This window comes from Pontibacter ramchanderi (genome assembly GCF_002846395.1).
GTDB lineage: Bacteria > Bacteroidota > Bacteroidia > Cytophagales > Hymenobacteraceae > Pontibacter > Pontibacter ramchanderi.
The window spans coordinates 569701-593647 of the sequence record NZ_PJMU01000001.1 but is presented as its reverse complement, the minus strand read 5'-3'; the positions used below and the strand labels follow the sequence as shown (position 1 = coordinate 593647).

Here is a 23947-nt window from a genome sequence, read left to right as displayed (position 1 = left end):
ATACCAGTTGCAGGATTTTTTACGATTCTCGGATAAGGTTTTGAGTATCAAACAGAAATTTTTATCTTCTGAAAGCGGCCAGCTGCCGCTGCAGGATATCGATGCGTTTCTGCGTGTCTTCTATACGTCCTTCATACTCCTCCCGAAGTTTATCGGCGTTCTTGGAACGGGCGAAAAAGTCGAGGTTTGTACGCAGCGTTTGGATGTCGTTCTGCAGTTGCGCGATCTCACGGCGCAGTGTCTGCTCCTTCTGGTGCAGTTTCTGCGAAGCATCCGGGCTGTTTTTCAGCCGGTCCACCTGCAACTGCGCCAGCATGGTGGCACGGTCATCGTAGTGCAGGTCCGGCACACGCTCCAGGTAACGCTCCATCAGCGCCAGGAATCGCTCCTCCACACGTGTATTAACGCGCTTATTTCCTACGTCCAAGGTCTCCCATTCAGCTATTACCCTGTTGTAATCGTCCAATGAGGTTGTTGTGTTAGGCTGTGCCAGTTCGTCGGTCAAACGGTCGCAAAGCGCCAGCTTCTCTGATGACAGTTTTTCCATCTCCGCTCCCTTCTGCTGTTCCTGTGCCTGCTTGCGGTCGAAAAATTCGTTGCAGGCAGCTCTGAAGCGTTGCCAGATCTTGTCTGAGTGCTTGTCAGGCACGCGCCCAATGGTCTTCCACTTCTTTTGAAGCTGGATCATTTTCTCCTTGGTGGCGTTCCAGTCGGTGCTATCTTTCAAGCTCTCGGCCTGTTCGCACAGCTCTGTTTTCAGGCGCAGGTTTTGTGTTTTCTGCTCGTCCAGGCCTTTAAAGAACTGGTTTTTGTGCTGGAAGAACGCTTTATAGTTACCCCAGAAGTTCTTGTTTACCTCCTCGGCATACTCTTTAGGCACCAAACCGGCGCTGTCCCACTCCTCTTTTAGCTTCTGGATCTCGTCTGTCTTGTCACGCCATTCGTTGATGCGGTCGGTGTTGAAGCTTTGGAATTCCTGCAGTCGGGCTAAAAGCGCTCGCTTTTTCTCCAGGTTGGCCATCTCAATGGTCTTACGCTCCTCCATGTACGACCGGCGCTGCTCGTGCACTTTCTCGGAGGCCTGAATAAAGCGTTCCCAAATGGCATCGCGCTGTTCGTTCGGTACAGGACCAATGTTCTTCCACTCTTCGTGCAGGTGGCGCAACTCCTGCAGTGCTTTGTTAATGGAGGACTCGTTCTGAAGGGCTTCGGCGCGTTCTATCAGCTGTACTTTGGCATCCAGGTTACGGCGCCGGTCCAACTCCTTCATCTCGAAGAACATGCTGCGGTTGTTATAGAAGATATCGAGCAGGGCGTGGTAAGAATCCCACAACTCCTGGGCCTCTCCCGGTGGTACCGGACCGATACTCTTCCACTCCGCTTGCAGTTTCTTCAGCTCATCGCTGCTGTTTTTGGTTTCAGCGGACTCCACCAGCGTGCGCAGTTGCTGCAGCAGCTCGCGTTTGCGCTCCAGGTTACGGCCGCGTTGTTCTTCGCTGTGCTGGCGCTCCTGGTAACGGGCCTCGCGGTAAGCCGCATAAAGCTGCTCCAGTTCGGTATGGTCCATTGGTGCGTGGTAGTCAAAGTCCTCCTCGGTGCCGCCTTCCTGTCGGAAGCGGTCGAGCGCCTGGCCTTTTTCTACCTGAAACTTTTCCTCGTACTGCCGATGGATCTCCTGTATTTTTTTGTATTTCCGTTTCGCATCAGGTGCTTTAAGCAGCTGGGTCAGGTGATGGCGCAGCTTTTCCAGCGACATGGTGCTATAGTCGGTGTGGTCGTCTTCTTCCACCTCGTCTTCGTCGTGGTGCTCTTCCGAAGTCGTGGCAGCTGCCTGCTGTTCCAGTGTATTGTTGGTTAACTCCGGAGTTTCAGGTATAGCAACTGACTCAGCCTGAGCAGCTGGTTCTGTCTGAGAGGCTTCTGCCTCAGGCAGGTTGGCGTCGGCAAATGTCTCTGTTATCTTCTCCGTTTCTGATGTTTCGGCCGCAGAAGCCAGTTCCGGATTAATCTCAGGCTGGTCTTCTTTGGGCACACCTGCATCCGATGGGTTGTTTTGCGCAGCTTCTTTTTGCGCGTTTATTTCAGCTAGGCGCTGTTCTACTATATCCATCGGCGACGAGGCTTGCTGCCCATTGGCCTGTGCTTCGTCCTGCGGCCGGGGCTTGTTTGCCTCAGCTCCGTTTGCGTCGGTGTGCTGTTGATCAGTTGTCATGACTTCAGTTTTTAGTCCACGTTTTGTCAGTTCAGGCGGGGGTCTACGGGATAGTTCGAAAGTACCTTGTATTTCCCACCCATTTGGCGCAGTATATTACGCCAAAGCGTATCTGCTTCCAAATTAAATAATTTATTTGCAGCATTGTTGTTCACGATCCAAACATTTTTGTCGATCTCTTCCTGCAACTGGCCGGGCGTCCAGCCGGAGTAGCCAAGAAAAAACTTAATGTCGGTTGGAGTCACCTCCCCGGTTCCGATCATGGAGCGCAGCGTTTCAAAGTCACCTCCCCAATACAGGTTGTCGTTCAGCTGCACTGCCTGGGGCAGACTTTCAATCTGGTGTACATAGTGCAGCGTGTTGTACTGCACGGGGCCACCTATACCCAGCTCCGCTTCAAAAGTATCATTATAAATATCAACCACATCAGACAGCTTTAGGTTTGATAACCGGTTCAGCACCAACCCAAACGTACCCTCGTCCTCCACGTGACTGCAGATCAGGACCACCGTGCGCTCGAAGTTAGGGTCGCCCAGGTATGGCTCCGATATGAGTATGCTGCCGTTCTGAGGCTTATTTTCGTTTTCTTCCTCCATTGTTTTCCAGGGTTTAATTGCTATACCTTACTAAAATTGAGGGCCTCGCAGGCCTGGCAATCGCTGTTTATTCCTTCTTACGGAAACAATACATTCAGGTACAAACCCGGTATTGGGGCGATCTAGTTTTATAATAAGGCTTTTGGTTGCAATACCTGTTTATGCTCAGATTATGTCTTCTAATTTTATAAAATATTTTTAAATTATTGCAATATTAATTAAAATTTAAGCCACAGCCGATTATTTTATAATTTTGGGCAAAACATCAAAACTGCTATGTCGCTTCAACATGACATTGCCTCTATCCGGAAGAACTACTCCCGGCAGGCACTCACGGAAGAATCTGTTTCCAACGACCCACTCGACCAGTTTAAGGTATGGCTGAACGAGGCCATCTTATCCGAAGTGCTGGAGCCGACGGCACTTGTGCTGTCTACCGTGGCGGCAAGCGGTCGGCCATCTGCGCGTGTGGTGCTTTTAAAGGAAGTCTCCTCCGACGGTTTTGTTTTTTTCACCAATTACGAAAGCCGCAAGGGGCGGGAACTGGCAGAGCAGCCTTTCGCTTCCATGACCTTTTTCTGGGCGGAACTGGAGCGGCAAGTGCGTATTGAAGGCACTATAGAACGGGTTTCTGGCGAGGTGTCGGATGTGTATTTCCACAGCCGGCCACGTGGCAGTCAGATTGGGGCTTGGGCTTCGCCTCAGAGTCAGGAGATCGGAAGCCGCGAAGTGTTGGAGCAGACAGAGGCAAAATATGAGCAAGACTTTGCCAGCCTGGATGTTGTGCCCCGACCGGCACACTGGGGCGGTTACGTACTTAAGCCGGAGCGTATCGAGTTCTGGCAGGGCCGCCCGAACCGCCTGCACGACCGCATTGTGTTTGAGCAAGCCGACAAGCAGTGGACCCGAAAAAGACTAGCTCCCTGATTTTATACCTATACCTGTAAGCATACCTGATGGCTGAAATATTACCTATAAAGGCATGGCGCTACAAAGAAGAACTGAGCCAGTCGATTGAAGAACTGACCTCTCCCCTTTTTGATGTCGTGTCGGCTAAGCAGCGGGAAGCGCTGTACCAGAACCCGATCAACAGCATACACCTCTCGGTGCCGCGCGGCGACAGGCCTGCCGATACCGCTGCCGACCTGCTGCAGGAATGGAAGGCTTCCGGTACGCTTGTGCAGGACCCCTTGCCTGGTATTTACGTGTATTACCAATATTTCAGGCTGCCTGGCAGCGACCGCGAATATTGCCGGAAAGGTTTTATATGCCACATAAAAGCCTACGACTGGAACGAAGGGGTGCTGCTGCGACACGAAAATACGATTCCGAGCGCTGTGAACGACCGCATCGATCTGCTCGACAAAACACTGTTGAACACCAGCGCTACCCACGGGCTCTACACCGACCCGGATTTTGTGCTGGAGCGCTACATGGACGAGAGCATTCAATCGCCGCTCTACGTGACTGAGGATTACCAGGGCGTGCGCGACGTGCTGGCCGTGATCCACGACCGGGAAGTGATCAGGCATTTTTTGGAGGTGCTAGAGTCGCGCCAGGTGTTGCTGGCCGACGGACACCACCGCTACGAAGGCTCGCTGGAGTACCGAAAGAAACGCATGGCCGACAACCCGAACCACACCGGTATGGAGGCTTACAACTACCACCTGATGTACCTGACCAACACCGAGGCCGACGACCTGCGCATCCTGCCGACGCACCGGGTGCTGGAGAAAATAGACCTGACGGATGAGGAGTTTCTGGAGCGCCTGCGTGCATACTTTGTGGTTACGCCGAAGGAGGATGCCTATGAACTCAACGAGGTGATCGTAGGAAAAAACTGGGCATTCGGGCTATACCTGTCCGGCAACGCCTACAAACTGCGCCTGAAGCCGGAAGTGCACCACCTGATTGACTGGCCGGTGCCCCAGGAAGTGAAAGACCTCGACCTGACCGTGATGCACTACTTCGTATTCGAAAAGGTGCTGGGCATAGACCGGGAGACACAGCGCGATTATCCGGGCTTAAGTTATGTGCGCAACTTTACCGCCTGTGTAAGTCAGGTAGACTCCGGTAAATCACGACTGGCTTTGATTACCAACGATGTATCGATGGAACAAGTGAAACGGGTATGCCACAGTGGTGCCATCATGCCACAGAAGTCCACCTTCTTTTACCCGAAAACCATCTGTGGCTTTTTATTCAGCTCAATCAAAGAAAATGAATTTATCTCGTCCGATACTGCTTGCCTCTAACTCCCCGCGTCGCAAAGAACTTCTGGCCGGTCTCGGACTGCAATTTGAAGTGCGTGTGAAGGAAGTGCACGAGGATTTCCCAGATCACTTGCAACGCGAACAGGTTGCCGAGTTTCTGGCCTCTCACAAAGCCGATGCCTATACAGAGGATTTGCAAAATGAAGTGCTGATCACGGCAGATACCATTGTGTGCCTCGGGGAGCGCATCCTGAACAAGCCGGCTGATGCAGCAGAGGCCTTTGAAATGCTGCGTGCTCTGTCTGGTACGCACCACGAAGTGATAACGGGTGTATGCATCCTGACCAAAAACTCCAAGACCATTTTTCATGATGTGACCAAGGTATACTTCAAGGACTTGCGCGACGATGAAATTCATTACTACATCACCCACTTCAAGCCCTTCGATAAGGCAGGCGCTTATGGTATACAGGAATGGATAGGCAAGATCGGGATCGAAAAGATTGAAGGGTCCTACTTTAACGTGGTCGGTCTTCCTGTGCAGAAGCTCTATACCTACCTAAGGGATCTGCAGGTAATTTCCTTATAGGCCAAATTTCACATATTTCCGTCGAGAGACAGGTATAGCAAAGATTAAATGTTGCTCCGTACGGAACGATCTTATCCAATTACAGCTTAATCAGTATCAACTGGGTTAGCGCCATAATACATTGCCAAATCAGCACATTATTCCATTATATAATTAGCACATTAACTTAGATGTCATTTACCAAACTATACCTGGCCAAAGGAAAAGAGCATTCCCTGAAGCGGTTTCATCCCTGGGTTTTCTCTGGCGCCATTAAAAGAATTGAAGGAACGGAGCCTGAAGAGGGCGATACGGTAGAGGTATACTCCAACCAACGCGAATTTCTGGGCATGGGACACTGGGCACCAGGTTCTATTGCCGTGCGCGTTTTTTCTTTTGAGCAAGTCGAGCCGGACTATGCCTTCTGGAAAGGCAAAGTTCAGCAGGCCTATGATTACCGCAGCCGCCTCGGCCTGATTGACAATCCGCATACTGATGTTTACCGACTGGTATACGCAGAGGGCGACGGCGTGCCTGGCCTGATCGTGGACATGTACAAAGATACTGCTGTCATACAGACGCACTCCGTGGGGATGTACCTGGTGCGAGAGCATGTCGCCAAAGCCCTGCAGGAAATTTACGGACCACAACTGAAAGCGGTGTACGATAAAAGTGCGGAGTCGCTGCCGGCCAAGTCGCCGGTTCAGGCTGCGAACGGCTATTTGTTTGGCGAGACCAGTGGCGGTGTGGTGGTAACTGAGAATGAGAATCAGTTCTTTATCGACTGGGAAGGCGGCCAGAAGACAGGCTTCTTTATTGACCAGCGCGAGAACCGTGCACTCCTAGCCCGCTACGTGAAAGACAAGTCTGTACTGAACACTTTTTGCTATACCGGTGGCTTCTCGGTATATGCCCTAAATGCCGGTGCGAAAGAGGTGCACTCGGTCGATGTATCTAAAAAAGCGATCGAACTGACAATCAAAAACGGCGAACTGAGTCAGGCGTCAGAGCGCCACGAAGCGTATGCAGAAGACACCTTTGAGTTTTTGAAAGGCAAGGAAGATCGCTATGATGTGATCATTCTGGATCCGCCTGCTTTTGCCAAAAGCCAAAAAGTGCGCCACAATGCGGTAATGGGCTATAAGCGCCTCAATGCTGAGGCCATGAAACGCATCAAGCCGGGTGGTATCCTGTTCACTTTTTCGTGCTCGCAGGTGGTAGACAAATACCTGTTCAACAACACGGTAATGGCAGCTGCCATCGAGGCCGGCCGTAACATCAAGATCATGCACCATCTCTCCCAACCCGCCGATCACCCGATCTCGATCTTCCACCCCGAAGGAGAGTACTTAAAGGGGCTGGTGTTGTTTGTAGAGTAATTGGTGTTGAGGAGTTTGAGAGTTTAGGAGTTAAAGAATCAATAAATTCTGAGTTACAATTTTATATTCTCTGTACCCGAAGAATTAAAAAGGCCTACCAGTGATGGTAGGCCTTTTTAATTCTTAAGTTTATGTCTTTAGAAGAGCTTACCTCTCGAACACTTAAACTCTTAAAATTCTAAACTTCCCAACTCTCAAATTCCAACACTTGGGGCAGTTCCATCCGGATGCGCCACTCTTTGGGGTAGTAATTGTTTAGCCGATTTCCTACTTGCTTGGCCCAGCCAAGGGGCAGATCGTTGAACTGCAGTAACATCCAGTCGTTGCTATTGCCGCTTACGCCGATGTCCTCTTTGCGGAGATAGCGCAGTGCAGACTCCAGATCGAGGTCTTCAGTCCGGAAAGCTTCTTTGTTGAGGTACCGCGACAGGGCCAATGGTTGAAGCGGCTTTAGTTTTTTGCCATTCACTTCGGCTATTTCGGTGCCAGCATAAATTACATAGAGGTTCTGATAAAGCTGGTCCACTTCCTCGAAAAGGTTTTCAGGTATAGCCGAAATCACCTCGCCGTACTGTACCCACGCAAAGCGGTCCGGTTCCAGTAGCCAGTTGTTTACCAGAGCCTGCTCCTTTTTGCCAGCATGTGTGAGCTTGTGTTTTTTCTTTTTAGAGGATCGCTGCGGTTCTTCATATTCTCCGGCCTTGCGGATAACGGATAAGAAGAAGCCCTCGCCCTGCACCTGGTGCGGGTAGAAACGGTAGCCGGAAACGCTACCTAATGTAGTGTTCTCTACACCCCAGTCCGGATCCAAAGTGAGCGCAAGCGGCTGTGCGTTTTCCTGCTCAGCAAGCCAGGCTATGTTTTGTTCATTTTCAGCCAGATTCCAGGTACAGGTGCTGTAGATCAAGAGCCCCCCGGGTTTTAAGGCATCCCACACGTCCATCAGGATACGCTGTTGGCGCTGGGCGCAAAGGTTCACGTTTTCATCTGACCATTCCTGCACCGCCTGTGGGTCTTTGCGGAACATCCCTTCGCCACTGCAAGGGGCGTCTACCACCATTACGTCAAAAAACTCAGGAAGCCTTCCAAAGTCACGCGGGTCGTTGTTGGTCACTACCGCATTGCCGCTCCCCCATTTGGTAATGTTTTCGGCCAGGATTCCAGCCCTGCTGCGGATCACTTCGTTGGCCACCAACAGGCTGTCAGGTGAGATAAGGCTGGCGATGTGAGTGGATTTACCACCGGGCGCTCCGCACAGGTCGAGGACACGAAGGGACTGGCTCAGGTCTGCGTGCTGACGCAGGGCCTGCTCCAGGAACATAGAGCTGGCTTCCTGCACATAGTAAGCGCCGGCATGCAGTCTGGGATCCAGCGTGAACTGCGGCCGCTCCGGCAGGTAAAAACCGGTTTCCGTCCAGGGTACTCGTGGCAGGTCAGGTTTACCCTGCAGTTTCGTTCTGTTTAACCGGATACTGACAGGCGCAGGCTGCTGCAGGGCCGCTTCGAAACGGGTATAATCCGCTCCCAGCTGCCCTTTCATGCGCGCTACAAATGAATGTGGTAATTCCATACCCTAAAGGTACGGCAATTTGGTCGTTTAGGAAAAAGGGTGTTAAGGAGTTTGAGAGGTTCGCCCGCCCATCAGAGCGATGAACTCCTGCATAATGGGAATATCGGCCGGACACCAGTCGAAATGGGGCAAGTCCTGCGGAAATACCCACTGATAAGATCTGTGTTCGGCAAGACTGATTGTTCCCCCGTTGTACTGGCATAAGAAAGGTATAAGTTCGATGGTCTTATCGCCGTATGTTTGCACCACCGGTGTCAGGCGCTTTGTGGGGGTAATGTTCAGATTCAGTTCTTCCTGAATTTCACGTACCAGGCAGGCCTCCTCAGTTTCCCCCTCCTCTACTTTTCCTCCCGGAAATTCCCAAAGCAAGGCCAGTGGCATCGCTTCACTTCGCTGCGTAATCAGCACACGGCCATATTGTTCGATCAGGGCGCAGGTCACTTTTGTCATCATAGATTTAGATAGTTTAGTGGCGTGATAAGTGTACTTTTTAATTTGATATTTTCTTGATCAGGTATGTGTCCAGCCAAAAGAAGGTTTGTCCGGCCAGTAGACAGATCGCCAGGTTTAGCGCAATATCTGAATCATCCTGAACCAGTCCGAAATATAGCACCTGCACCAAGAACACATGGTAAGATGCCTTCCCCACGCTGGCCAGTAATTGTAGCACCGGCTGATCTGATTGTAGCGGAAAAACCAGCATACTCAGGTAGATGAGCAGCGCAGCGTAAGGGAATGTGAGCACCAGCTGCGCCTGCCACTCGGGTATGATATAGGGCAATTCGACTCCCTGGTATTGGTGAGCGTACAGGTATAGGGCACTGCCTAAGCCGCCAATCAACACGAACCAGCCAAGTTTTCGCTCAGGTGCAGTTACCAAGCGGGATAGCCACATACCTAGGGCAATGGCTGAAAAGTACCGGAACAAGGCGGCATCGTACAGGTAGCGGTCCTGCTCAAAATAGCTGATGCGATAAGCCATCAATTGAAACGCGACTTCTAGAAGTACCAGCACGAGTGTGGTAATTTTTGGCCAACGGTTGAAGGTATAGCCCATTATGGGAAACACGATCAGGGTCTGCAGAAGCAGTGTGATAAAGTAATTGCCTTTGCCGGATACAGGAAGCACACCGATCAGATTTTTCCAACCTAAAGTATACACCTCGTGTTGGTATACCTGTTCACTTACATACCCTGCCACCAAGGCGATGATGTAGATCAGTAATAGCGGGAAGATAATGCGAAGTGCTTTTTTCTGCCAGTAATGCGGGGTATACAACTGGTTGAAATGAAGCGTTTTACTGCCATAGGACATTCCCAGGTTCACACCCATCAACACCATGAAAACCGGCACCGCCTGCCAGATATGGTAAACCGCATAGCCTTTCAGCAACTGCTCGCGCGTAAGTGAGTGCAGCAGCAACACGGCAATGATGGCCAGCCCTTTCAGAATGTCGATTTGCTGGAAATGTTGTTTCATGCGTTGGGTACGGCCAAACTGGGTGCGCTTTAAACGCGAAAGGCACACCACAAGGTATGCCTTTCGCATTGTGATCCGTGTCAGACTAAGTGAGTTTTTCTTTCAATATCTCAAACTCTACGGCAGGTGCTATACGCTCATACAGAATCAGGTATACGGCCGTGGTAATCGGCATATTCACCTTTAATTTCTTGTTTAGCTCGTAAATACTCTGCACCGCATAGTAGCCCTCCGCCACCATGTTCATCTCAATCTGAGCTGATTTTACGGTGTATCCGTGCCCGATCATGTTACCGAATGTACGGTTGCGGCTAAACTGCGAATATGCGGTCACCAGCAAGTCTCCCAGGTAGGCAGAGCCGTTCAGGTCGCGGTGGATCGGCATGGCGGCATGCAGAAATCGCTCGATCTCCTGCATGGCATTGGATACCAGCACGGCCTGGAAGTTGTCACCGTAGTTCAGGCCGCGGGCTATACCGCAGGCCAGGGCAATAATATTCTTAATCACGGCGCAATACTCTACGCCGTCCAAATCTTCTAGCGGGTTGGCTTTTACGTAGCGGTTGCGCAGCAACTCGCAGAATCGCTCTGCTGTTGCCAGGTCATAGGAACCGATGGTCAGGTATGATTGCTTTTCCATGGCCACTTCCTCAGCATGGCAAGGTCCGGCAACCACCAGCTGATGACTGTTCGGCACACCGTATTGCTGACCCAGGTAATCGGTGATCAGGATGTTCTGCTTCGGGATCATGCCTTTGATAGCAGAGATAAGCACCTTGCCATTTAAGGCGTCCTTTTCCAACCCACTGAGCGCTTCTTGTATAAAAGCAGCCGGAACCGCCAGAATGACCCAATCTGCCACTTCAACAGCAGTGCGCAAATCCGTCGAAGGCTTTACATAGTTGAGGTCGTAGGTCACGCCACTCAGGTAGCGCGGGTTATGGCGATAATTGGTCAGGTGCTGCACATCGTTTTCGTTGCGCATCCACCAGTGTACTTGTGATTTATTTTCCGAGAGAATTTTTACCAGCGCCGAAGCCCAGCTTCCCCCTCCTATTACTGCAATTTTTTCCAAAACGGATCTTTCTATTTTATTCACCATTCGCCTCAGCTATCGCTGATTTGTTGAGTGACTTCTCGTCTTTTACAGCCACTTTGGCGCCGTCTTTCAACGTTTTCGACACAGCTCTGAATGGACCGGAAACTACTTTCTGACCTTCTTCCAGGCCGCTCAGAATTTCGATGTTGTCAAAGTCGCTGATGCCGGTTTTTACCTTTACAGCTTTTACCGTGTTGTTTGTCTCATGCACAAACACCACTTCTTCGACAGGTCCGGCAGGCGCTACCGGAGCTTCCTCCGCGTTTTTATCAGCCTCCTTTTCTTCGCCGTCTTCACCTGCTGCCTTGGCTGGCTTGTTCGAACGAGTTGTCACTGCAGACAAAGGTACAGATAAAACATTGCTTTTGCGCGCTGTAATGATGTCAACCGATGCCGTCATGCCTGGACGGAAAGGGCGTGCGTTTTTGTCTGCCAAGTGACTGTAGGATTCGTTCAGCAGGCGGATACGTACTTCAAATTCAGTCACGGCCTCCAGCGAAGCTGCGTCTTTGGCTGTGTTGGCAATAGAGGTCACAATGCCTTTGAACTTCTCGTCGCGGCTTGTGTATGAATCAACTTCTACGATTACGGAGTCGCCCATGCCTACCCGGATGATGTCGTTCTCGTTCACGTTCACGCGTACTTCCATGTTGTTGAGGTTGGCAATGCGCATGATTTCCGTACCTGCCATTTGTGAAGTACCTACCACGCGCTCTCCTCTTTCTACATTCAGTTTAGAAACGGTGCCGCTTACCGGCGCATAGATGGTGGTCTTGTTCAGGTTTTCGCGAGCATCATTCAGCGAGGCTTGCGCATTCTGAATGCTGAACTCGGCGGCACGAACACTCTGGGCCAGCGACTCTATTTCCTGCTTGCCTGCTTCATACTGCGCTTTTATCTGCTGGTATTCAGCTTCGGAGATCACTTTTTGGTCATAAAGGCTTTTGTTTCGCTGGTAGTTTTGCTCGATCTGGGCAAAGTTGGCGCGGGTTTGTGCCAGACGTGCCTTGGACTGCGCCAGATTAGCCCGAGCCTGGTTCACGCCTGCCGTCTGCATGTCGACGAGCGACTTGTAGTTATCCGGGCGAATGCGCACCAGTAGCTGACCTTTTACAACAGAGTCACCTTCCTGCACAGTCAGTTCAATGATCTCACCCGATACGTCCGGGCTGATCTTTACTTCGGTTTCGGGTTGTACCTTACCTGAGGCGCTTACTTTCTCAACTATTTCGGTGCGCTTTACATCAGCGAGTACCACTTCTGTACCATCTTCTTTGCCGATCCAACCTGCCTTTTTGGCCACAAGTGCCAGAACGAGAAGCAGAACCAGTGCGCCTACCAGGGTGTAGATAAGCTTATTCGATTTTTTTGCAGCCATGATTTTATATTAGAAAGAGAGATCTTTGCCTTGATAGAAGTCCAAGACTTTTAGTTTAAAGGTATATTCGTATTTCGCCTGCACCAGGCTGGACTGGGCAGAGCGGTATGTGTTTGCTACCACGTTGAAATCTACGGTGTTGATCACACCACCCTGAAGTCTTAGTTCAGCATTGCGGAAGTTTTTCTCAGAAGCGTTCACCTGCTGGCGTGCCGCTTCGTAACGGCGCTGGGCCGCCACAGCGTCTACGTGCGCCTGCTCAATTGTCTGGCGCAGATTGTTGCGTGCAATGTCGGCGTTCAGTTGGGCATTTTGTTGCTGTAACCTGGCACGCTGCACGTTGGTGCGCACTTGAAAACCGTTGAGTATGGGAACCTGAAGCGATAAGCCCACCTGGGTGTTCAGGTTGTCATCCCACTGGCGAAACATGCCATAGTACTCATCTATACGTCGTGTCTCCACATTATCGAACCAAAGTGTCTGAGAGGCAGGTCCTGTTTCATTTAGGTATACGATTTGAGGAACACGGCCATTGACCACACGCTCAATATCCACCAGGCGGCGGCTGGTGCTTGCATATCGGCTACCGGCACCGGCAAATAGGCTCAGGCGAGGATAATAAGCTCCTCTTGCTACGCTTATACCTGTTTCAGCGCTACGCAAACGCAGGTCAGTCGCGCGAATGGCGGGAAGTGTTTGTAGTGCCACATCGTATACCTGACTGCCATCTACAATCACCGGATTCTCGTCAGGTTCAGGTATATTAGGTATCTCCACCTGAAACTCCTCTGAAGTTGGTATGTTGAGCAACTGCATCAATGTCAGTCTGGAAATATCACGCTGATTCTGCGCTGTGATGTAGTTAAGTTCATCGGTAGCGAGTTGCGACTCCAGATCCAGTACAGAGTTTTCGGCTACACTGCCCGCCTTGAACAGGGCTTGTGTGCGACTCAATTGCTGTTTGGTCAGGCTGCGCTGCATATCCGATACATTCATTTGCTCGTTGGCAAACAGGATGTTTAAATATGCTGTCACGATCTGGATTGTGATATCATTCTGAGCAGAAAGATACTCCTGCTCGGTCGCTTCGAGGTTCAGGCTGTTTTGCTTGATCTGATTTACCTGCTGGAATCCCGCAAATAACGGTAACGATGCATTGATCGACACATTGGATGTACGCGCGTTCTGTGTCAGCAGGCTGAATGTTACCGGATCCTGAAAAGAACCCGTGTTGAAGCTGTAGTTTCCGTTGGCGTTGATGCTCGGCAGGCGGTTTGCACGTGACTGATTCAGTTCAGCCCTGCTTAAATCGCGGTTAATACCATTTTGGCGCACGTTCAGGTTGTTTGATTTGGCATACTCCACAGCCTCCTGCAGCGACCAGATTCCATCACCGCCTGCTCCCTGCTGCTGTGCCATGGCAGTGCCAAGCCCGCCCATTGTTAACCCAAGAGCCAGCAAAAGCACCTTGTTTGACATTTTTTTCATAGTTGTATGTCTTCTTAAAGATCGATATTTGGGATGTAGATCACATGCTTCACCCAGCTTAACTGCTTCAGGTACTCGAGCGTGATTGGTTTAATGCCTGAGTCCATTTCGATAAACTGTCGGGCCATTTCGTTTCTCCCCTTACGCGACACATTCATGGTCGCAATGTTACAATCATCGTGTGCGATCACGGTTGCGATAAAGGCAATACTGCCTTTCACATCATCCGCGTCAATGATCAGGGTATGGAGGTTAGCTGAAAAGTTGGCTGTAAACCCGTCCACTTCCACAATATTGATGACACCACCTCCGCGGCTCTGCCCAATCACTTCTACCTGTCGGTCGCCTGCTTTCAGGATAAGCTTGATCGTATTGGGGTGCATGGTTGAGGCATTGCCAACTGAACGGAACGTATACTTCAGGCCGCGTTCCTTCGCATGGTCGAAAGCTTCCTTGATGCGTTTGTCATCTGTTTTGAAGTCGAGCAGGCCGGCAACGATGGCACGGTCAGAGCCATGGCCTTCATAGGTCTGGGCAAATGAGTTATAGAATGTAATAATCGCCTCTTCGGGTGCGGTACCCAGTACGCGGATGGCAGCACGCGCAATGCGCACAACACCAGCGGTATGGGAGCTTGAAGGGCCTATCATAATCGGGCCTATCATATCGAAGACACTGCTTTTTTCTGCCATGGGTAAAGAGCGGGTAAATATCGTAAAACCCAAATTTAACAATTAAGGCTTATTATAACATTTTTTCGGCGTTATATTCTCCGGATTTCTACCAACGGGCCATTTTACTCTATTAAAATCGCTGTTCGGCCTATCAACTGAGTGCATGATGCGCTCATGCAGCTGGATAAGTATACTTAGGATGTGAAATGCCCGGTAATGGTTGCCTGCCGGTTATGGATTTTATTTGTCTGTTTGTTGTTTTCTATTTGTAGTGCGATAAATATGGGCTTGCTGCCTAATCTGTGCGATTGTTTTGCTTTATTTGTAGCGAAATGCCGCCTCAACAAAGCCATCTGTATATCATGGAGCAAAAACCTTTTAAGCCGGAAGTGCTGGAGCAACTCAGAAGACTGGAAGCCAAATACGTGCCGCTCGGGCAAGATCTGGCAGCCTATCTGGAGGGGCTTTACTATACCGACTACCTCAACTACTGGGACTATATTCACCTGGACACCCTGTTGAGTCTGCAAAATCCGCGCACGACCATACCTGATGAAAAGATCTTTATCATGTATCATCAGATTACGGAACTGTACTTTAAGCTTTGCCTGGAGGAGTACCGACAAATTGGTGAAGACAAGGGACTTACTGGCGATATGCTCCTGAAACGCTTGAAGCGTATCAACCGGTATTTTGAAAACCTGATCGATTCATTTGATGTGATGGTGGACGGCATGGACCCAAAGCAGTTCCTGCAGTTCCGCATGGCACTGATGCCGGCCAGTGGCTTCCAATCAGCGCAGTACCGCATGATCGAGATTGCCTCTACAGAGTTGCGCAACCTCACCGATAAGGAGAAACGCAAAGCACTCGGACTGCAGAGTACGCACGAGGAGCTGATTGGCTGCATCTATTGGAAAGAGGGCGCCACGGAGGTGTCATCTGGGTCCAAAACCCTTACCTTGATCCGGTTCGAAGAAAAGTATACCCAGCAGTTGATTCAGTTTGCCAAGCAGTACGAACATATGAACGTTTGGTCGGCCTATAAGCGTTTGTCTGAGGAAGAGCAGCAGAACCCGCGCCTGATACGTCAGCTGCGAGAACTGGACAGTAATGTGAATGTTAACTGGCCCCTGATGCATTACAAGTCGGCGGTACGTTACCTGCAGCGCGATCCGGAAGTGATTGCCGCCACCGGGGGCACCAACTGGCAAAAGTACCTGCCTCCGAAGTTCCAGAAACGCATCTTCTACCCGGAACTCTGGACCGAGGAAGAGCTCGAGAACTGGGGAAAAGGCTGGGTCGAAAAAGTGCTGAATGGGGATGTTTAGGAGTTATTGATTGAGTGATTTAAAAATGGTTGAACCGTTTAATGGGTTGATTGCTGGCCAGTTTGTATTTACTTTTTACTTGTCAATGTAGAGTGTCAGTCTTCCCTCAGTAAATTACTCAATCAATAATAGAAATCACTCATTTGCTAACTCACTCAACCACTCAATAATAAATTTAAGGATAAATACCTTACAAACTGTAAATGAAGAAGAAAGAAGTTGAAGTCGTGTTGTCGCCTGAAGTGGCGTACAACGACGAACTGCTGGAGCGTGAGCTCATATTAAGTGCTGGCCTTAAGCCGGAAGAAGTAAAACATATTCACCGCATCAAACGCTCTATCGATGCCCGCGGACGACAGGTGCTGTTGCGTGTACGCGCCGATCTATATCTGTACACCCCTCCTGCTGACGTTATTTCTCCCAGGTATAACTACCCCGATGTAAACAGAGCCAAACAAGTAGTCATTGTAGGGGCTGGTCCTGCGGGTTTGTTTGCCGCCTTGCGTTGCATTGAGCTTGGTCTTAAGCCAATTGTGCTGGAACGTGGCAAGGATGTTCGTTCGCGCCGCCGTGATCTGGCGGCCATCAATAAAGAGCATATTGTAAACCCGGATTCGAACTACTGTTTCGGCGAAGGGGGCGCAGGCACCTACTCAGACGGCAAACTCTACACCCGCTCCAAAAAACGTGGCGACCTGCAGCGCATCCTCGAAATATTCGTGCAACATGGCGCCACCCGCGATATTCTGTTCGATGCGCACCCGCATATCGGCACCAACAAATTACCCCGCATCATCTCTGCCATCCGCGAGACAATAGAAGCGGCCGGTGGCGAAGTGCTGTTCGACAAGCGCGTAACGGATTTCATATTGCAAGGCGACGAAATGAAAGGCGTCGTGACGCAAAATGGTGAGGAATACCTGGGCGAGTCCGTGATTCTGGCTACAGGCCATAGCGCCCGGGATATTTTTGAGTTGCTACACGCCAAGGGCATCACCATCGAAGCCAAGCCTTTCGCCATGGGCGTGCGGGTCGAGCACCAGCAGAAACTCATTGACAGCATACAGTATAAGTGCGAAGACCGCGGTTGCTGGTTGCCGGCCTCTTCGTATGCGCTCGTGCACCAAACCGTGTATGATAACAAGCAGCGTGGCATTTTCTCATTTTGCATGTGCCCAGGCGGCTTTATTGTACCTTCTGCCACCGCTCCTGGCGAAGTGGTGGTAAACGGTATGTCTCCGAGCCGCCGTGACTCCAGGTTTGCGAACTCAGGTATAGTAGTGGCAATAGAGTTAGAGGACATGGAACTGGACAAGTACGGACCACTGGCCGGTTTGCGTATGCAGGAAGCCCTGGAGCGTAAGGCCTGCGAAATGGCCGGTGGCACACAAAAAGCCCCTGCCCAGCTCCTGCTCGATTTTACCCGCCAGAAAACAGGCGGCGCTTTACTGGAAACATCTTATCAGCCCGGCCTCACCCCTGTGGACATGAATCAGTTGTTCTCACCTGCCATGGCGTATCGTCTGCGCGAAGGCTTTAAGGCGTTCGGTAATAAAATGCGGGGTTACCTGAGCAATGATGCCCAGATCATCGGGGTAGAAAGCCGTACCTCCTCTCCCGTACGCATACCTCGCGACCGGGAGACATTGGAACACGTTCAGATCAAAAACCTGTACCCTTGTGCCGAAGGGGCCGGGTATGCTGGTGGCATCGTGTCGGCGGCCATGGATGGGGAGCGTTGTGCTGAGAAAATTGCTGCTAAAGTGCTGCGGTAAGTTTCGCCGGCGGTTTTGGATTCGGTTTATACCTGATTGCCCTGTAACGTTTCCGGCTCAATCGGGGTTAAATAGAAAGATCAAATTTGCTGAGACATGAAAAAGACACTTGTATTGGGTGCTACCGATAATCCTTCCCGATTTGCCTATAAGGCCATACACCGCCTGCAGCAGCACGGCCATGAAGTGGTGCCGGTTGGCATTCGTAAGGGTGAAGTCGGTGGGCAGCCCATTATTACCGATAAGACACAGAAGATAGATGGGGTTGATACTGTGACCTTGTATGTAGGCCCGCAGAACCAGCCAACCTGGTACGACTATATCATCTCGCTCCAGCCAAAACGTATCATTTTTAACCCGGGTACTGAGAACCGCGAGTTGGAGCAACTGGCTGAGGACGCAGGTATAGAAACCATGCATCATTGCACGCTGGTGATGCTGGCGTCGAGCACCTATTAAATTTTTTAAAAATAGCAGAGATGCTGTAACCTACCCTTTATCAGGGCGTATAAACCACTATAATCAAAGTTTGCAGATGGCATTTGTTGTCTATGCGAATTTTAGAAAAAGGGATCTTTCAAGAGATCCCTTTTTTGTTTTTACGCTTCCCGTCGCAACACCTCCAACGGTGGTCGGTTCAAAACGCCGCGGCTGTTAAGCAAGCCCACTGCCACCGTCAGCAAGGTTACGAGCATAAAAATGATCAGTAAAGGCCATAGCACCGGCACGAATTCCATTTCGAAGCTGAAGACAGCCAAAGCCCAGGCAGCCCCAAAAGCAATGACGCAGCCCACTGCCGCCGCCAGTATACCAAGCATCATGTACTCCATCAGGGTTATACCTAGAATTTGTTTTTTGTTGGCCCCCAGGGTGCGTAACAGTACGCTTTCCTGTACTCGCTGGTATTTGCTCACATTCACAGAGCCTACCAGTACCAGCAAGCCGGTGAAAATGCTGAAGAGCGCCATAAACTGAATCACAAAGGAGATCTGACTAACAACTTCTTCCAGCGTGCGCAGGATCAGGTCTAGCCCGATAGCCGAAACGTTTGGAAAAGCCTCTACCATGCGGCGTTGAAACTGCGCGGCCTGCTGCTCGTTGTTGCTGCGCGTCATTAGCACATGGAACTGGGGTGCTTCTTCGAGCACGCCTTTCGGGAATAGTACCTGAAAATTGGTCTGCACCCGATTCCAGTCCACACGGCGCAGGTGTGCAACGCGGGCAGGTATGGTCGCGCCCTGTACGTTGTAAATGAGCGAGTCGCCTACTTTTACCTTGATGCGCTCGGCATACCCTTCTTCCAGCGACACGGGTACTCTGCCCGTTCCTTTGTACTGTCCCTCGCTCCATTCACCGGCTTCCGATTTCTCCGAGTCGCTTAAATGATCGCGGTACGTTACACGGTACTCCCGGGTGAAGTTTCTTGGTCTGATCTCCAGCGTGGTGTCTTTACGCACATCGGCCAGCGTCAGGTTGTTGATCTGCTCCAGGCGCACCGTCACGATCGGGTCGAAATACAGAATCGGCAGCCCCTCTTGCTTTGTCAGGTCGGCTACCTGGTCACGCTGGCTGTTCTGGATATCGAAGAGGACCAGGTTGGGCTGGTTTTCGGTGCCTGAAAGTGACACTTCGCTCAAGAGAGTGCGCTGCACCATGAAGAGCGTCCCGATAAGCGCCGTACCCAGTCCGATAGATACCATGAGCAGCAAGGTTTGGTTTCTGGGTCGGTACAGGTTAGCCAGCCCCTGCCGCCATACATAGCCCCAATGCGTTGGGAAGAAGCGTTTAACAGTCCAGGACAGGGCCTTGGCCAGCAGTGCCAATACCAGAAATGCCGCAATGACACCACCTGTGAAGTAAAGCGCCTGCCACCAGGTACCCAATTGCCAGCGCGAGAATACAATGATAAAACCGAGCAGCAAAATATACACTGCCCAGCGGAGCGGGTCTTTCTGGCTGGTTAGATGCTCAACCGTTGCGCGAAGGGTAATCAGCGGTGATACCTGGCGTATACTGAGAAGCGGTAACAGCGCAAATAAAACAGAAACGATCACGCCCAAAAGCACTCCCTGCGTGGTAGCCGTAACCGAAAAGTAGGCATCCACTGATACAGGCAGAAATGTTTTGAAGAGCTCCGGCAGAATCAGCTGCACCACACTGCCCAATGCCGCACCCGCTATACCGCCTATCAGGCCCATGCCCATCACCTGGAACAGGTATACCAGGAAGGCCTGTTTACCGCTCATGCCCAGGCAGCGCAAAATTCCGATGGTGGCCAGTTTGTCGCGCATGTACACATGCACCGCGCTGGCCACACCTACGCAGCCCAGCAGCAAAGCCACAAAACCCACAAGCGCCAGAAAGCGGGCTAATTCGTCATAAGAACGGCCCATGCTGGCTTTCCGGGTCTCTACTGTGTCGTAGAACATGCCGTATTCTTCGAAGCGTGGGTCCAGTTTATTTGCCAGGGTGTCCGGCTGTACGGCTTCGTTTAGGTCGTAATAATAGTAGTAGGAAACCCGGCTGCCTCGCTGGATCAAGCCTGTTTCGGGCAAGTATTGGCGCGGAATGTACACCACGGGGGCTACGGCAGCCGTCATGGCGGTCTGGCCAGGTATGCGGTGCAGAGCGCCTTCAATGGCAAACGTTAAAGCGCCAACCCGAATCGAATCACCGATCTGGGCCTCGTATTGCAGCATAAGGTTATGGTCAACAAGTGCGCGTTTGTCCTGCCGGAAAGAGCGACTGGCTTCTTCCGGTTTTGTCTCGATGGCTCCAAAGTAGGGAAACTCGCCCTCCAGCGCCCGTACCTGCACCAGGCGGGTTTCGTTGCTTTTCACAAAGTATACCATCGACATCATCCGGTTCTCATCCGAGCGCTTACCCAAGGTGCTCACCGAGTCAATAATGGCCAGCGAAAGTGAGTCCGGCTCTTTGTTCATCCCCATCACCAGATCCGCCCCAATTAGACTACGGGCTTTCTCATCGATGGCTAACTGCAGGCTGTCTCGGAATGAGTTAATGGCCACCAGGGCCGCTATACCCAGCACTATGGAGGAAAGGAACAAAAGCAAACGGCCCCGGCTGCGACGGGTATCGCGCCAGGCCATTTTGAGCAGCCAAGGTATGTTCAGCTTTGGTTTATCCGGGTTCAATTTGTCAGACAAGGTATACTTGATGTTAGTTTAGCTAAATGACTATAAGCGAATGGGCTATGCTTTAGGTATAAGTTCCCTGTTCGAATTAATGAACACTTTCGGCAGTTTTGGTGTCAGAAACCACATGTCCACCCTTGATGCGGATGATGCGCTGCGTTTTCTCAGCCAGTTCCAGGTCGTGCGTCACTAGCACAAGGGTTGTGCCGGCCTCGCGGTTCAGTTCAAACAAAAGTTTTTCCACCTTTTCGCCGGTTTCCTCGTCCAGGTTACCTGTTGGTTCGTCTGCAAATAGTATGGTGGGGCGGTTAGAAAAAGCCCTTGCCAACGACACCCTTTGCTGTTCACCGCCGGAAAGTTGGGTCGGATAGTGATCGTGGCGTTCTGCCAGTCCCACACGTGCCAGCAGCTCCATGGCCTGCCCCTGCACGTTGCGTTCGCCACGCAGCTCCAGCGGAACCATCACATTCTCCAGTGCCGTGAGTGTAGGTATAAGCTGAAAGTTCTGAAAGATAAAACCCACGTATTGGTTGCGTACCTGTGCCCGTGCATCCTCGCTTAAGTTGTCCAGCTGCACACCGTTGAGCACAACGGAGCCACTGCTGGCCCGGTCCAGGCCGGCGCAAAGGCCCAGCAAAGTGGTTTTCCCGCTACCCGAAGGGCCCACAATGGCACAGGTATCGCCGGCTTGCAGGGTAATATTGATGCCTTCGAGCACGGTCAGGTGGCGGTCGCCACTGTTGTAAGTTTTCTTCAGGTTGTTGATTTCCAGTATAGTAGACACGTAGCTTGTGTTTTAGGAGACAATAAATGGTTGGAATAGCCCAGCAGGTATAGCTATACGCTGGTCCAATCCCGAACCTAATAACTTCAAGTGGTCGTTATAGGTTTTAAGATTGATAAAACTAAATTTAGGAAAAAATCAGCTACATGAACAAGAAGCGTCATTATATCTCTCTTACGATAGCCCTTTCACTCTCCTTTTGGGGCTGTGACCAAGCCAGCACGAACGATCAGGTGGTTACGGAACAACAAGTCCATAACGACACAACTACTACCGCCGAAGCCCCAAAAAATGAGCGTACCAAAACCATCGTCTTTTTCGGCAATAGTCTGACCGCCGGGTATGGCCTGGAGCCGGATCAAGCCTTCCCTGCCCTATTGCAGGAGCGCATCGACTCGCTGGGGCTGCCTTACAAAGCTGTGAATGCAGGGCTGAGCGGCGAAACATCTGCTGGTGGCAAAAGCCGCATCGACTGGCTCCTGAAACAGCCGATCGATGTATTTGTGCTGGAACTTGGCGCTAACGATGGCTTGCGAGGCATAGATCCTGCCTCTACTTACGATAACCTGGCTACGATCATCGACAAAGTGAGAGCGCAAAACCCGGAGGCGGTAATTATTCTGGCAGGTATGCAAATGCCCCCGAGCATGGGCCAGCGTTTTACAAAGGAGTTTGAGCAGGTATACACACGCCTGTCAAATGACAAAGATGTGGCGCTTATACCTTTCCTGTTAGAGGGGGTGGCAGGTGACCGGGCCTTGAACCAGGGCGACGGTATTCACCCGACTATTGAAGGCCAACGTATTCTGGCTGATAATGTGTGGGAAGTGCTGGAGCCGATTTTAGTGGCCAATAGAGCATCCTGAGGCACATTTTGAAAATAAATTAAATATTTTTCGAAGATTTGTAACCAAACATAACCCTTGCCACGTATAAAAGCATGGCTAAAAGTTGAAAGTTTAATTAAACATTAATCCTTTCAAAAAATAACAGCGCTGGTCCCTTCATTGGAGCCAGCGCTGTATTTTTTTCAGGCTGTTGCTATACCTGCAGGCAGTTGCTATACCTGTTAGTCTTCGGCCACTTCCGATTTCATTTTCTCGGCCAACACATAGTAAGCCCCTTTCGTGACTACCTGCGCCTGGGCAGGCAGTTCTTTCAAGGGATGGATTTCAGTGAATCCGTTTTCTGCTATACCTGTTTCCACTTCCTGCATGCGGAACGTGCTCGGTCCTTCCTTTACAAACACATAATGCTTGCCTTTGTAGCGCACCACCGACTCCTCGGGTAACACCGGTAGTTCCTGCTTGCCTGCCAGAATCTGCGCGTTCACATACATACCTGGCAGCAGGTTGGCGTTTTTATTGTTTTCGAGTTCGGCATGAACGGTTACCATGCGCGAGTCGCCCTCAAAGGCTCTGCCTAGTGCAAATATCTCAGCCTCCAGCGGTTCGCCTGCTACATTCGGCAAAGTAAACAACACCTTCTGCCCCTCTTTCATTTTACTGAAGTCTCGCTCAAACACGCTTAGCTCCAAGTGCAGGTGGTGGTTGTCTACGATTTCGAACATCTGCTGGCCGGGCTGTGCATAGGAGCCCATGTTCACATCGATCACTCTGACATATCCGCTGATCGGTGCCGTGATGGCCATGGTGGACGTAATCTGCCCGGCTTCCACGTTTTTAGGAGCTATACCCATGGCTGCCAAATGCATGGCAAGCGCCTTGAGTCGAGCGCGCTGTACCTGCACATCCGACTCGGCCTGTTCGAAGCGCTTGCGCGAGCCCACCTGTTCGTCGCTCAGCGTGCGCTGACGTTCGTAGTCCTGCTCGGCAAAACGCAATTGGTTGCGGGTTGTCAGGTACTCCTCCTGCAGCTTGATCAGTTCCGGATTCTGGATCGTGGCCAGCACTTTCCCTTTCTGCACATACTCCCCCTCCTTTACAGGTATAGAGCGCACCACACCACCCATTAATGGGTTGATACTGGCTTTGTTCTGTGGTGGGATTTGAAGCTGTCCGTTAGCTGCCACACGGGCTGAGAGCGGCTTGTTTTCGATGCTCCCCAGCTCAATGCTGCCTACTTTCTGCTGTTCCTCAGAGAAAGTGACAACAAATGGTGATGTGGTAGATGCAGCTGCTTCTGTTGCGGCGGTTTCCGGTTCTTCGGCGGGTGTTTGTTTGGAACAGGCCGCCAGACTGATAAGTCCGCAAAGCGTGATTATTTTGATTTTATATGCTGTCAT

20 protein-coding genes are annotated in these 23947 nt (G+C 51.0%); 8 read left to right on the top strand and 12 right to left on the bottom strand.

Annotated elements, in window-relative coordinates; all coding sequences use genetic code 11:
- Nucleotides 1-61: 61 nt before the first annotated feature.
- Together BD749_RS02480 and BD749_RS02475 are read right to left on the bottom strand one after the other, a co-directional pair.
- Nucleotides 62-2212 (bottom strand): DUF349 domain-containing protein, encoded by a 2151-nt coding sequence (locus tag BD749_RS02480; protein ID WP_101442788.1) that lies wholly within the window; start codon nt 2210-2212, stop codon nt 62-64.
- Nucleotides 2213-2238: 26 nt separating this feature from the next.
- Complete coding sequence (locus BD749_RS02475) at nt 2239-2808, bottom strand: YqgE/AlgH family protein (RefSeq protein ID WP_101442787.1); 570 nt, start codon at nt 2806-2808, stop codon at nt 2239-2241.
- A 276-nt stretch (nt 2809-3084) separates the two neighbouring features.
- Here BD749_RS02475 and pdxH point away from each other — a divergent pair, with 276 nt between their 5' ends.
- The 4 genes from pdxH (at nt 3085) to BD749_RS02455 (ending at nt 6968) form a co-directional block, all read left to right on the top strand.
- The gene (gene pdxH, locus BD749_RS02470) at nt 3085-3735 is read left to right on the top strand and encodes a pyridoxamine 5'-phosphate oxidase (RefSeq protein WP_101442786.1); all 651 of its coding nucleotides are present in this window, start codon (nt 3085-3087) and stop codon (nt 3733-3735) included.
- Nucleotides 3736-3764: 29 nt separating this feature from the next.
- Entirely contained in the window at nt 3765-5063 is a 1299-nt protein-coding gene (locus BD749_RS02465) for a DUF1015 domain-containing protein (RefSeq protein ID WP_101442785.1), read from the top strand.
- The gene (locus BD749_RS02460; RefSeq protein ID WP_101442784.1) at nt 5029-5610 is read left to right on the top strand and encodes a Maf family nucleotide pyrophosphatase; all 582 of its coding nucleotides are present in this window, start codon (nt 5029-5031) and stop codon (nt 5608-5610) included. Before BD749_RS02465 ends, BD749_RS02460 begins: the two co-directional genes overlap by 35 nt.
- 170 nt (nt 5611-5780) lie before the next feature.
- Nucleotides 5781-6968, top strand: a complete 1188-nt coding sequence (locus tag BD749_RS02455) for a class I SAM-dependent rRNA methyltransferase (protein WP_101442783.1) — start codon at nt 5781-5783, stop codon at nt 6966-6968.
- Nucleotides 6969-7146: 178 nt separating this feature from the next.
- On the opposite strand, the gene BD749_RS02450 is transcribed toward BD749_RS02455, so the two are convergent.
- From BD749_RS02450 to sdaAB, 7 genes are all read right to left on the bottom strand, one after another.
- A complete protein-coding gene (locus tag BD749_RS02450) occupies nt 7147-8538 on the bottom strand; it encodes a methyltransferase RsmF C-terminal domain-like protein (RefSeq protein WP_101442782.1) in 1392 nt (463 codons plus the stop codon).
- Nucleotides 8539-8580: 42 nt separating this feature from the next.
- Complete coding sequence (locus tag BD749_RS02445; protein ID WP_180336299.1) at nt 8581-8991, bottom strand: (deoxy)nucleoside triphosphate pyrophosphohydrolase; 411 nt, start codon at nt 8989-8991, stop codon at nt 8581-8583.
- 37 nt (nt 8992-9028) lie between these two features.
- On the bottom strand, nt 9029-10018 hold the full coding sequence (locus tag BD749_RS02440) for an acyltransferase family protein (RefSeq protein ID WP_101442781.1): 990 nt from the start codon (nt 10016-10018) through the stop codon (nt 9029-9031).
- Nucleotides 10019-10103: 85 nt separating this feature from the next.
- Entirely contained in the window at nt 10104-11093 is a 990-nt protein-coding gene (locus tag BD749_RS02435; protein WP_394341654.1) for an NAD(P)H-dependent glycerol-3-phosphate dehydrogenase, read from the bottom strand.
- A gap of 16 nt (nt 11094-11109) precedes the next feature.
- Entirely contained in the window at nt 11110-12495 is a 1386-nt protein-coding gene (locus BD749_RS02430; RefSeq protein WP_101442779.1) for an efflux RND transporter periplasmic adaptor subunit, read from the bottom strand.
- 9 nt (nt 12496-12504) lie between these two features.
- Nucleotides 12505-13983, bottom strand: a complete 1479-nt coding sequence (locus BD749_RS02425) for a TolC family protein (RefSeq protein WP_101442778.1) — start codon at nt 13981-13983, stop codon at nt 12505-12507.
- 14 nt (nt 13984-13997) lie between these two features.
- A complete protein-coding gene (sdaAB, locus tag BD749_RS02420; RefSeq protein WP_101442777.1) occupies nt 13998-14675 on the bottom strand; it encodes an L-serine ammonia-lyase, iron-sulfur-dependent subunit beta in 678 nt (225 codons plus the stop codon).
- 344 nt (nt 14676-15019) lie between these two features.
- Between sdaAB and BD749_RS02415 the strand changes: the two genes are divergently transcribed.
- The 3 genes from BD749_RS02415 (at nt 15020) to BD749_RS02405 (ending at nt 18222) form a co-directional block, all read left to right on the top strand.
- Nucleotides 15020-15988, top strand: coding sequence for a tryptophan 2,3-dioxygenase family protein (locus BD749_RS02415; RefSeq protein WP_101442776.1), 969 nt, complete (start codon nt 15020-15022; stop codon nt 15986-15988).
- A gap of 203 nt (nt 15989-16191) precedes the next feature.
- Nucleotides 16192-17763 carry an NAD(P)/FAD-dependent oxidoreductase gene (locus BD749_RS02410; RefSeq protein ID WP_101442775.1) on the top strand — a complete coding sequence of 524 codons (1572 nt, stop codon included), beginning with the start codon at nt 16192-16194 and terminating at the stop codon, nt 17761-17763.
- A gap of 96 nt (nt 17764-17859) precedes the next feature.
- Nucleotides 17860-18222, top strand: coding sequence for a CoA-binding protein (locus BD749_RS02405; RefSeq protein ID WP_101442774.1), 363 nt, complete (start codon nt 17860-17862; stop codon nt 18220-18222).
- 140 nt (nt 18223-18362) lie between these two features.
- On the opposite strand, the gene BD749_RS02400 is transcribed toward BD749_RS02405, so the two are convergent.
- Nucleotides 18363-20873, bottom strand: coding sequence for an ABC transporter permease (locus tag BD749_RS02400; protein ID WP_245868839.1), 2511 nt, complete (start codon nt 20871-20873; stop codon nt 18363-18365).
- A 133-nt stretch (nt 20874-21006) separates the two neighbouring features.
- Nucleotides 21007-21702: an ABC transporter ATP-binding protein gene (locus BD749_RS02395; protein WP_101442772.1), complete on the bottom strand. Its 696-nt coding sequence runs from the start codon at nt 21700-21702 to the stop codon at nt 21007-21009.
- Between the two features lie 146 nt (nt 21703-21848).
- Here BD749_RS02395 and BD749_RS02390 point away from each other — a divergent pair, with 146 nt between their 5' ends.
- The gene (locus BD749_RS02390) at nt 21849-22568 is read left to right on the top strand and encodes an arylesterase (RefSeq protein WP_101442771.1); all 720 of its coding nucleotides are present in this window, start codon (nt 21849-21851) and stop codon (nt 22566-22568) included.
- 203 nt (nt 22569-22771) lie between these two features.
- On the opposite strand, the gene BD749_RS02385 is transcribed toward BD749_RS02390, so the two are convergent.
- A complete protein-coding gene (locus BD749_RS02385) occupies nt 22772-23947 on the bottom strand; it encodes an efflux RND transporter periplasmic adaptor subunit (RefSeq protein WP_101442770.1) in 1176 nt (391 codons plus the stop codon).

Excerpts from the sequence above, each read along its gene's own strand:
- BD749_RS02480 (WP_101442788.1), bottom strand. The coding sequence starts at position 2,212 with ATGACAACTGATCAACAGCACACCGACGCAAACGGAGCTGAGGCAAAC.
- BD749_RS02475 (WP_101442787.1), bottom strand. The coding sequence starts at position 2,808 with ATGGAGGAAGAAAACGAAAATAAGCCTCAGAACGGCAGCATACTCATA.
- pdxH (WP_101442786.1), top strand. The coding sequence starts at position 3,085 with ATGTCGCTTCAACATGACATTGCCTCTATCCGGAAGAACTACTCCCGG.
- BD749_RS02465 (WP_101442785.1), top strand. The coding sequence starts at position 3,765 with ATGGCTGAAATATTACCTATAAAGGCATGGCGCTACAAAGAAGAACTG.
- BD749_RS02460 (WP_101442784.1), top strand. The coding sequence starts at position 5,029 with ATGAATTTATCTCGTCCGATACTGCTTGCCTCTAACTCCCCGCGTCGC.
- BD749_RS02455 (WP_101442783.1), top strand. The coding sequence starts at position 5,781 with ATGTCATTTACCAAACTATACCTGGCCAAAGGAAAAGAGCATTCCCTG.
- BD749_RS02450 (WP_101442782.1), bottom strand. The coding sequence starts at position 8,538 with ATGGAATTACCACATTCATTTGTAGCGCGCATGAAAGGGCAGCTGGGA.
- BD749_RS02445 (WP_180336299.1), bottom strand. The coding sequence starts at position 8,991 with ATGATGACAAAAGTGACCTGCGCCCTGATCGAACAATATGGCCGTGTG.
- BD749_RS02440 (WP_101442781.1), bottom strand. The coding sequence starts at position 10,018 with ATGAAACAACATTTCCAGCAAATCGACATTCTGAAAGGGCTGGCCATC.
- BD749_RS02430 (WP_101442779.1), bottom strand. The coding sequence starts at position 12,495 with ATGGCTGCAAAAAAATCGAATAAGCTTATCTACACCCTGGTAGGCGCA.
- BD749_RS02425 (WP_101442778.1), bottom strand. The coding sequence starts at position 13,983 with ATGAAAAAAATGTCAAACAAGGTGCTTTTGCTGGCTCTTGGGTTAACA.
- sdaAB (WP_101442777.1), bottom strand. The coding sequence starts at position 14,675 with ATGGCAGAAAAAAGCAGTGTCTTCGATATGATAGGCCCGATTATGATA.
- BD749_RS02415 (WP_101442776.1), top strand. The coding sequence starts at position 15,020 with ATGGAGCAAAAACCTTTTAAGCCGGAAGTGCTGGAGCAACTCAGAAGA.
- BD749_RS02410 (WP_101442775.1), top strand. The coding sequence starts at position 16,192 with ATGAAGAAGAAAGAAGTTGAAGTCGTGTTGTCGCCTGAAGTGGCGTAC.
- BD749_RS02405 (WP_101442774.1), top strand. The coding sequence starts at position 17,860 with ATGAAAAAGACACTTGTATTGGGTGCTACCGATAATCCTTCCCGATTT.
- BD749_RS02400 (WP_245868839.1), bottom strand. The coding sequence starts at position 20,873 with ATGGCCTGGCGCGATACCCGTCGCAGCCGGGGCCGTTTGCTTTTGTTC.
- BD749_RS02390 (WP_101442771.1), top strand. The coding sequence starts at position 21,849 with ATGAACAAGAAGCGTCATTATATCTCTCTTACGATAGCCCTTTCACTC.
- BD749_RS02385 (WP_101442770.1), bottom strand. The coding sequence starts at position 23,947 with ATGACAGCATATAAAATCAAAATAATCACGCTTTGCGGACTTATCAGT.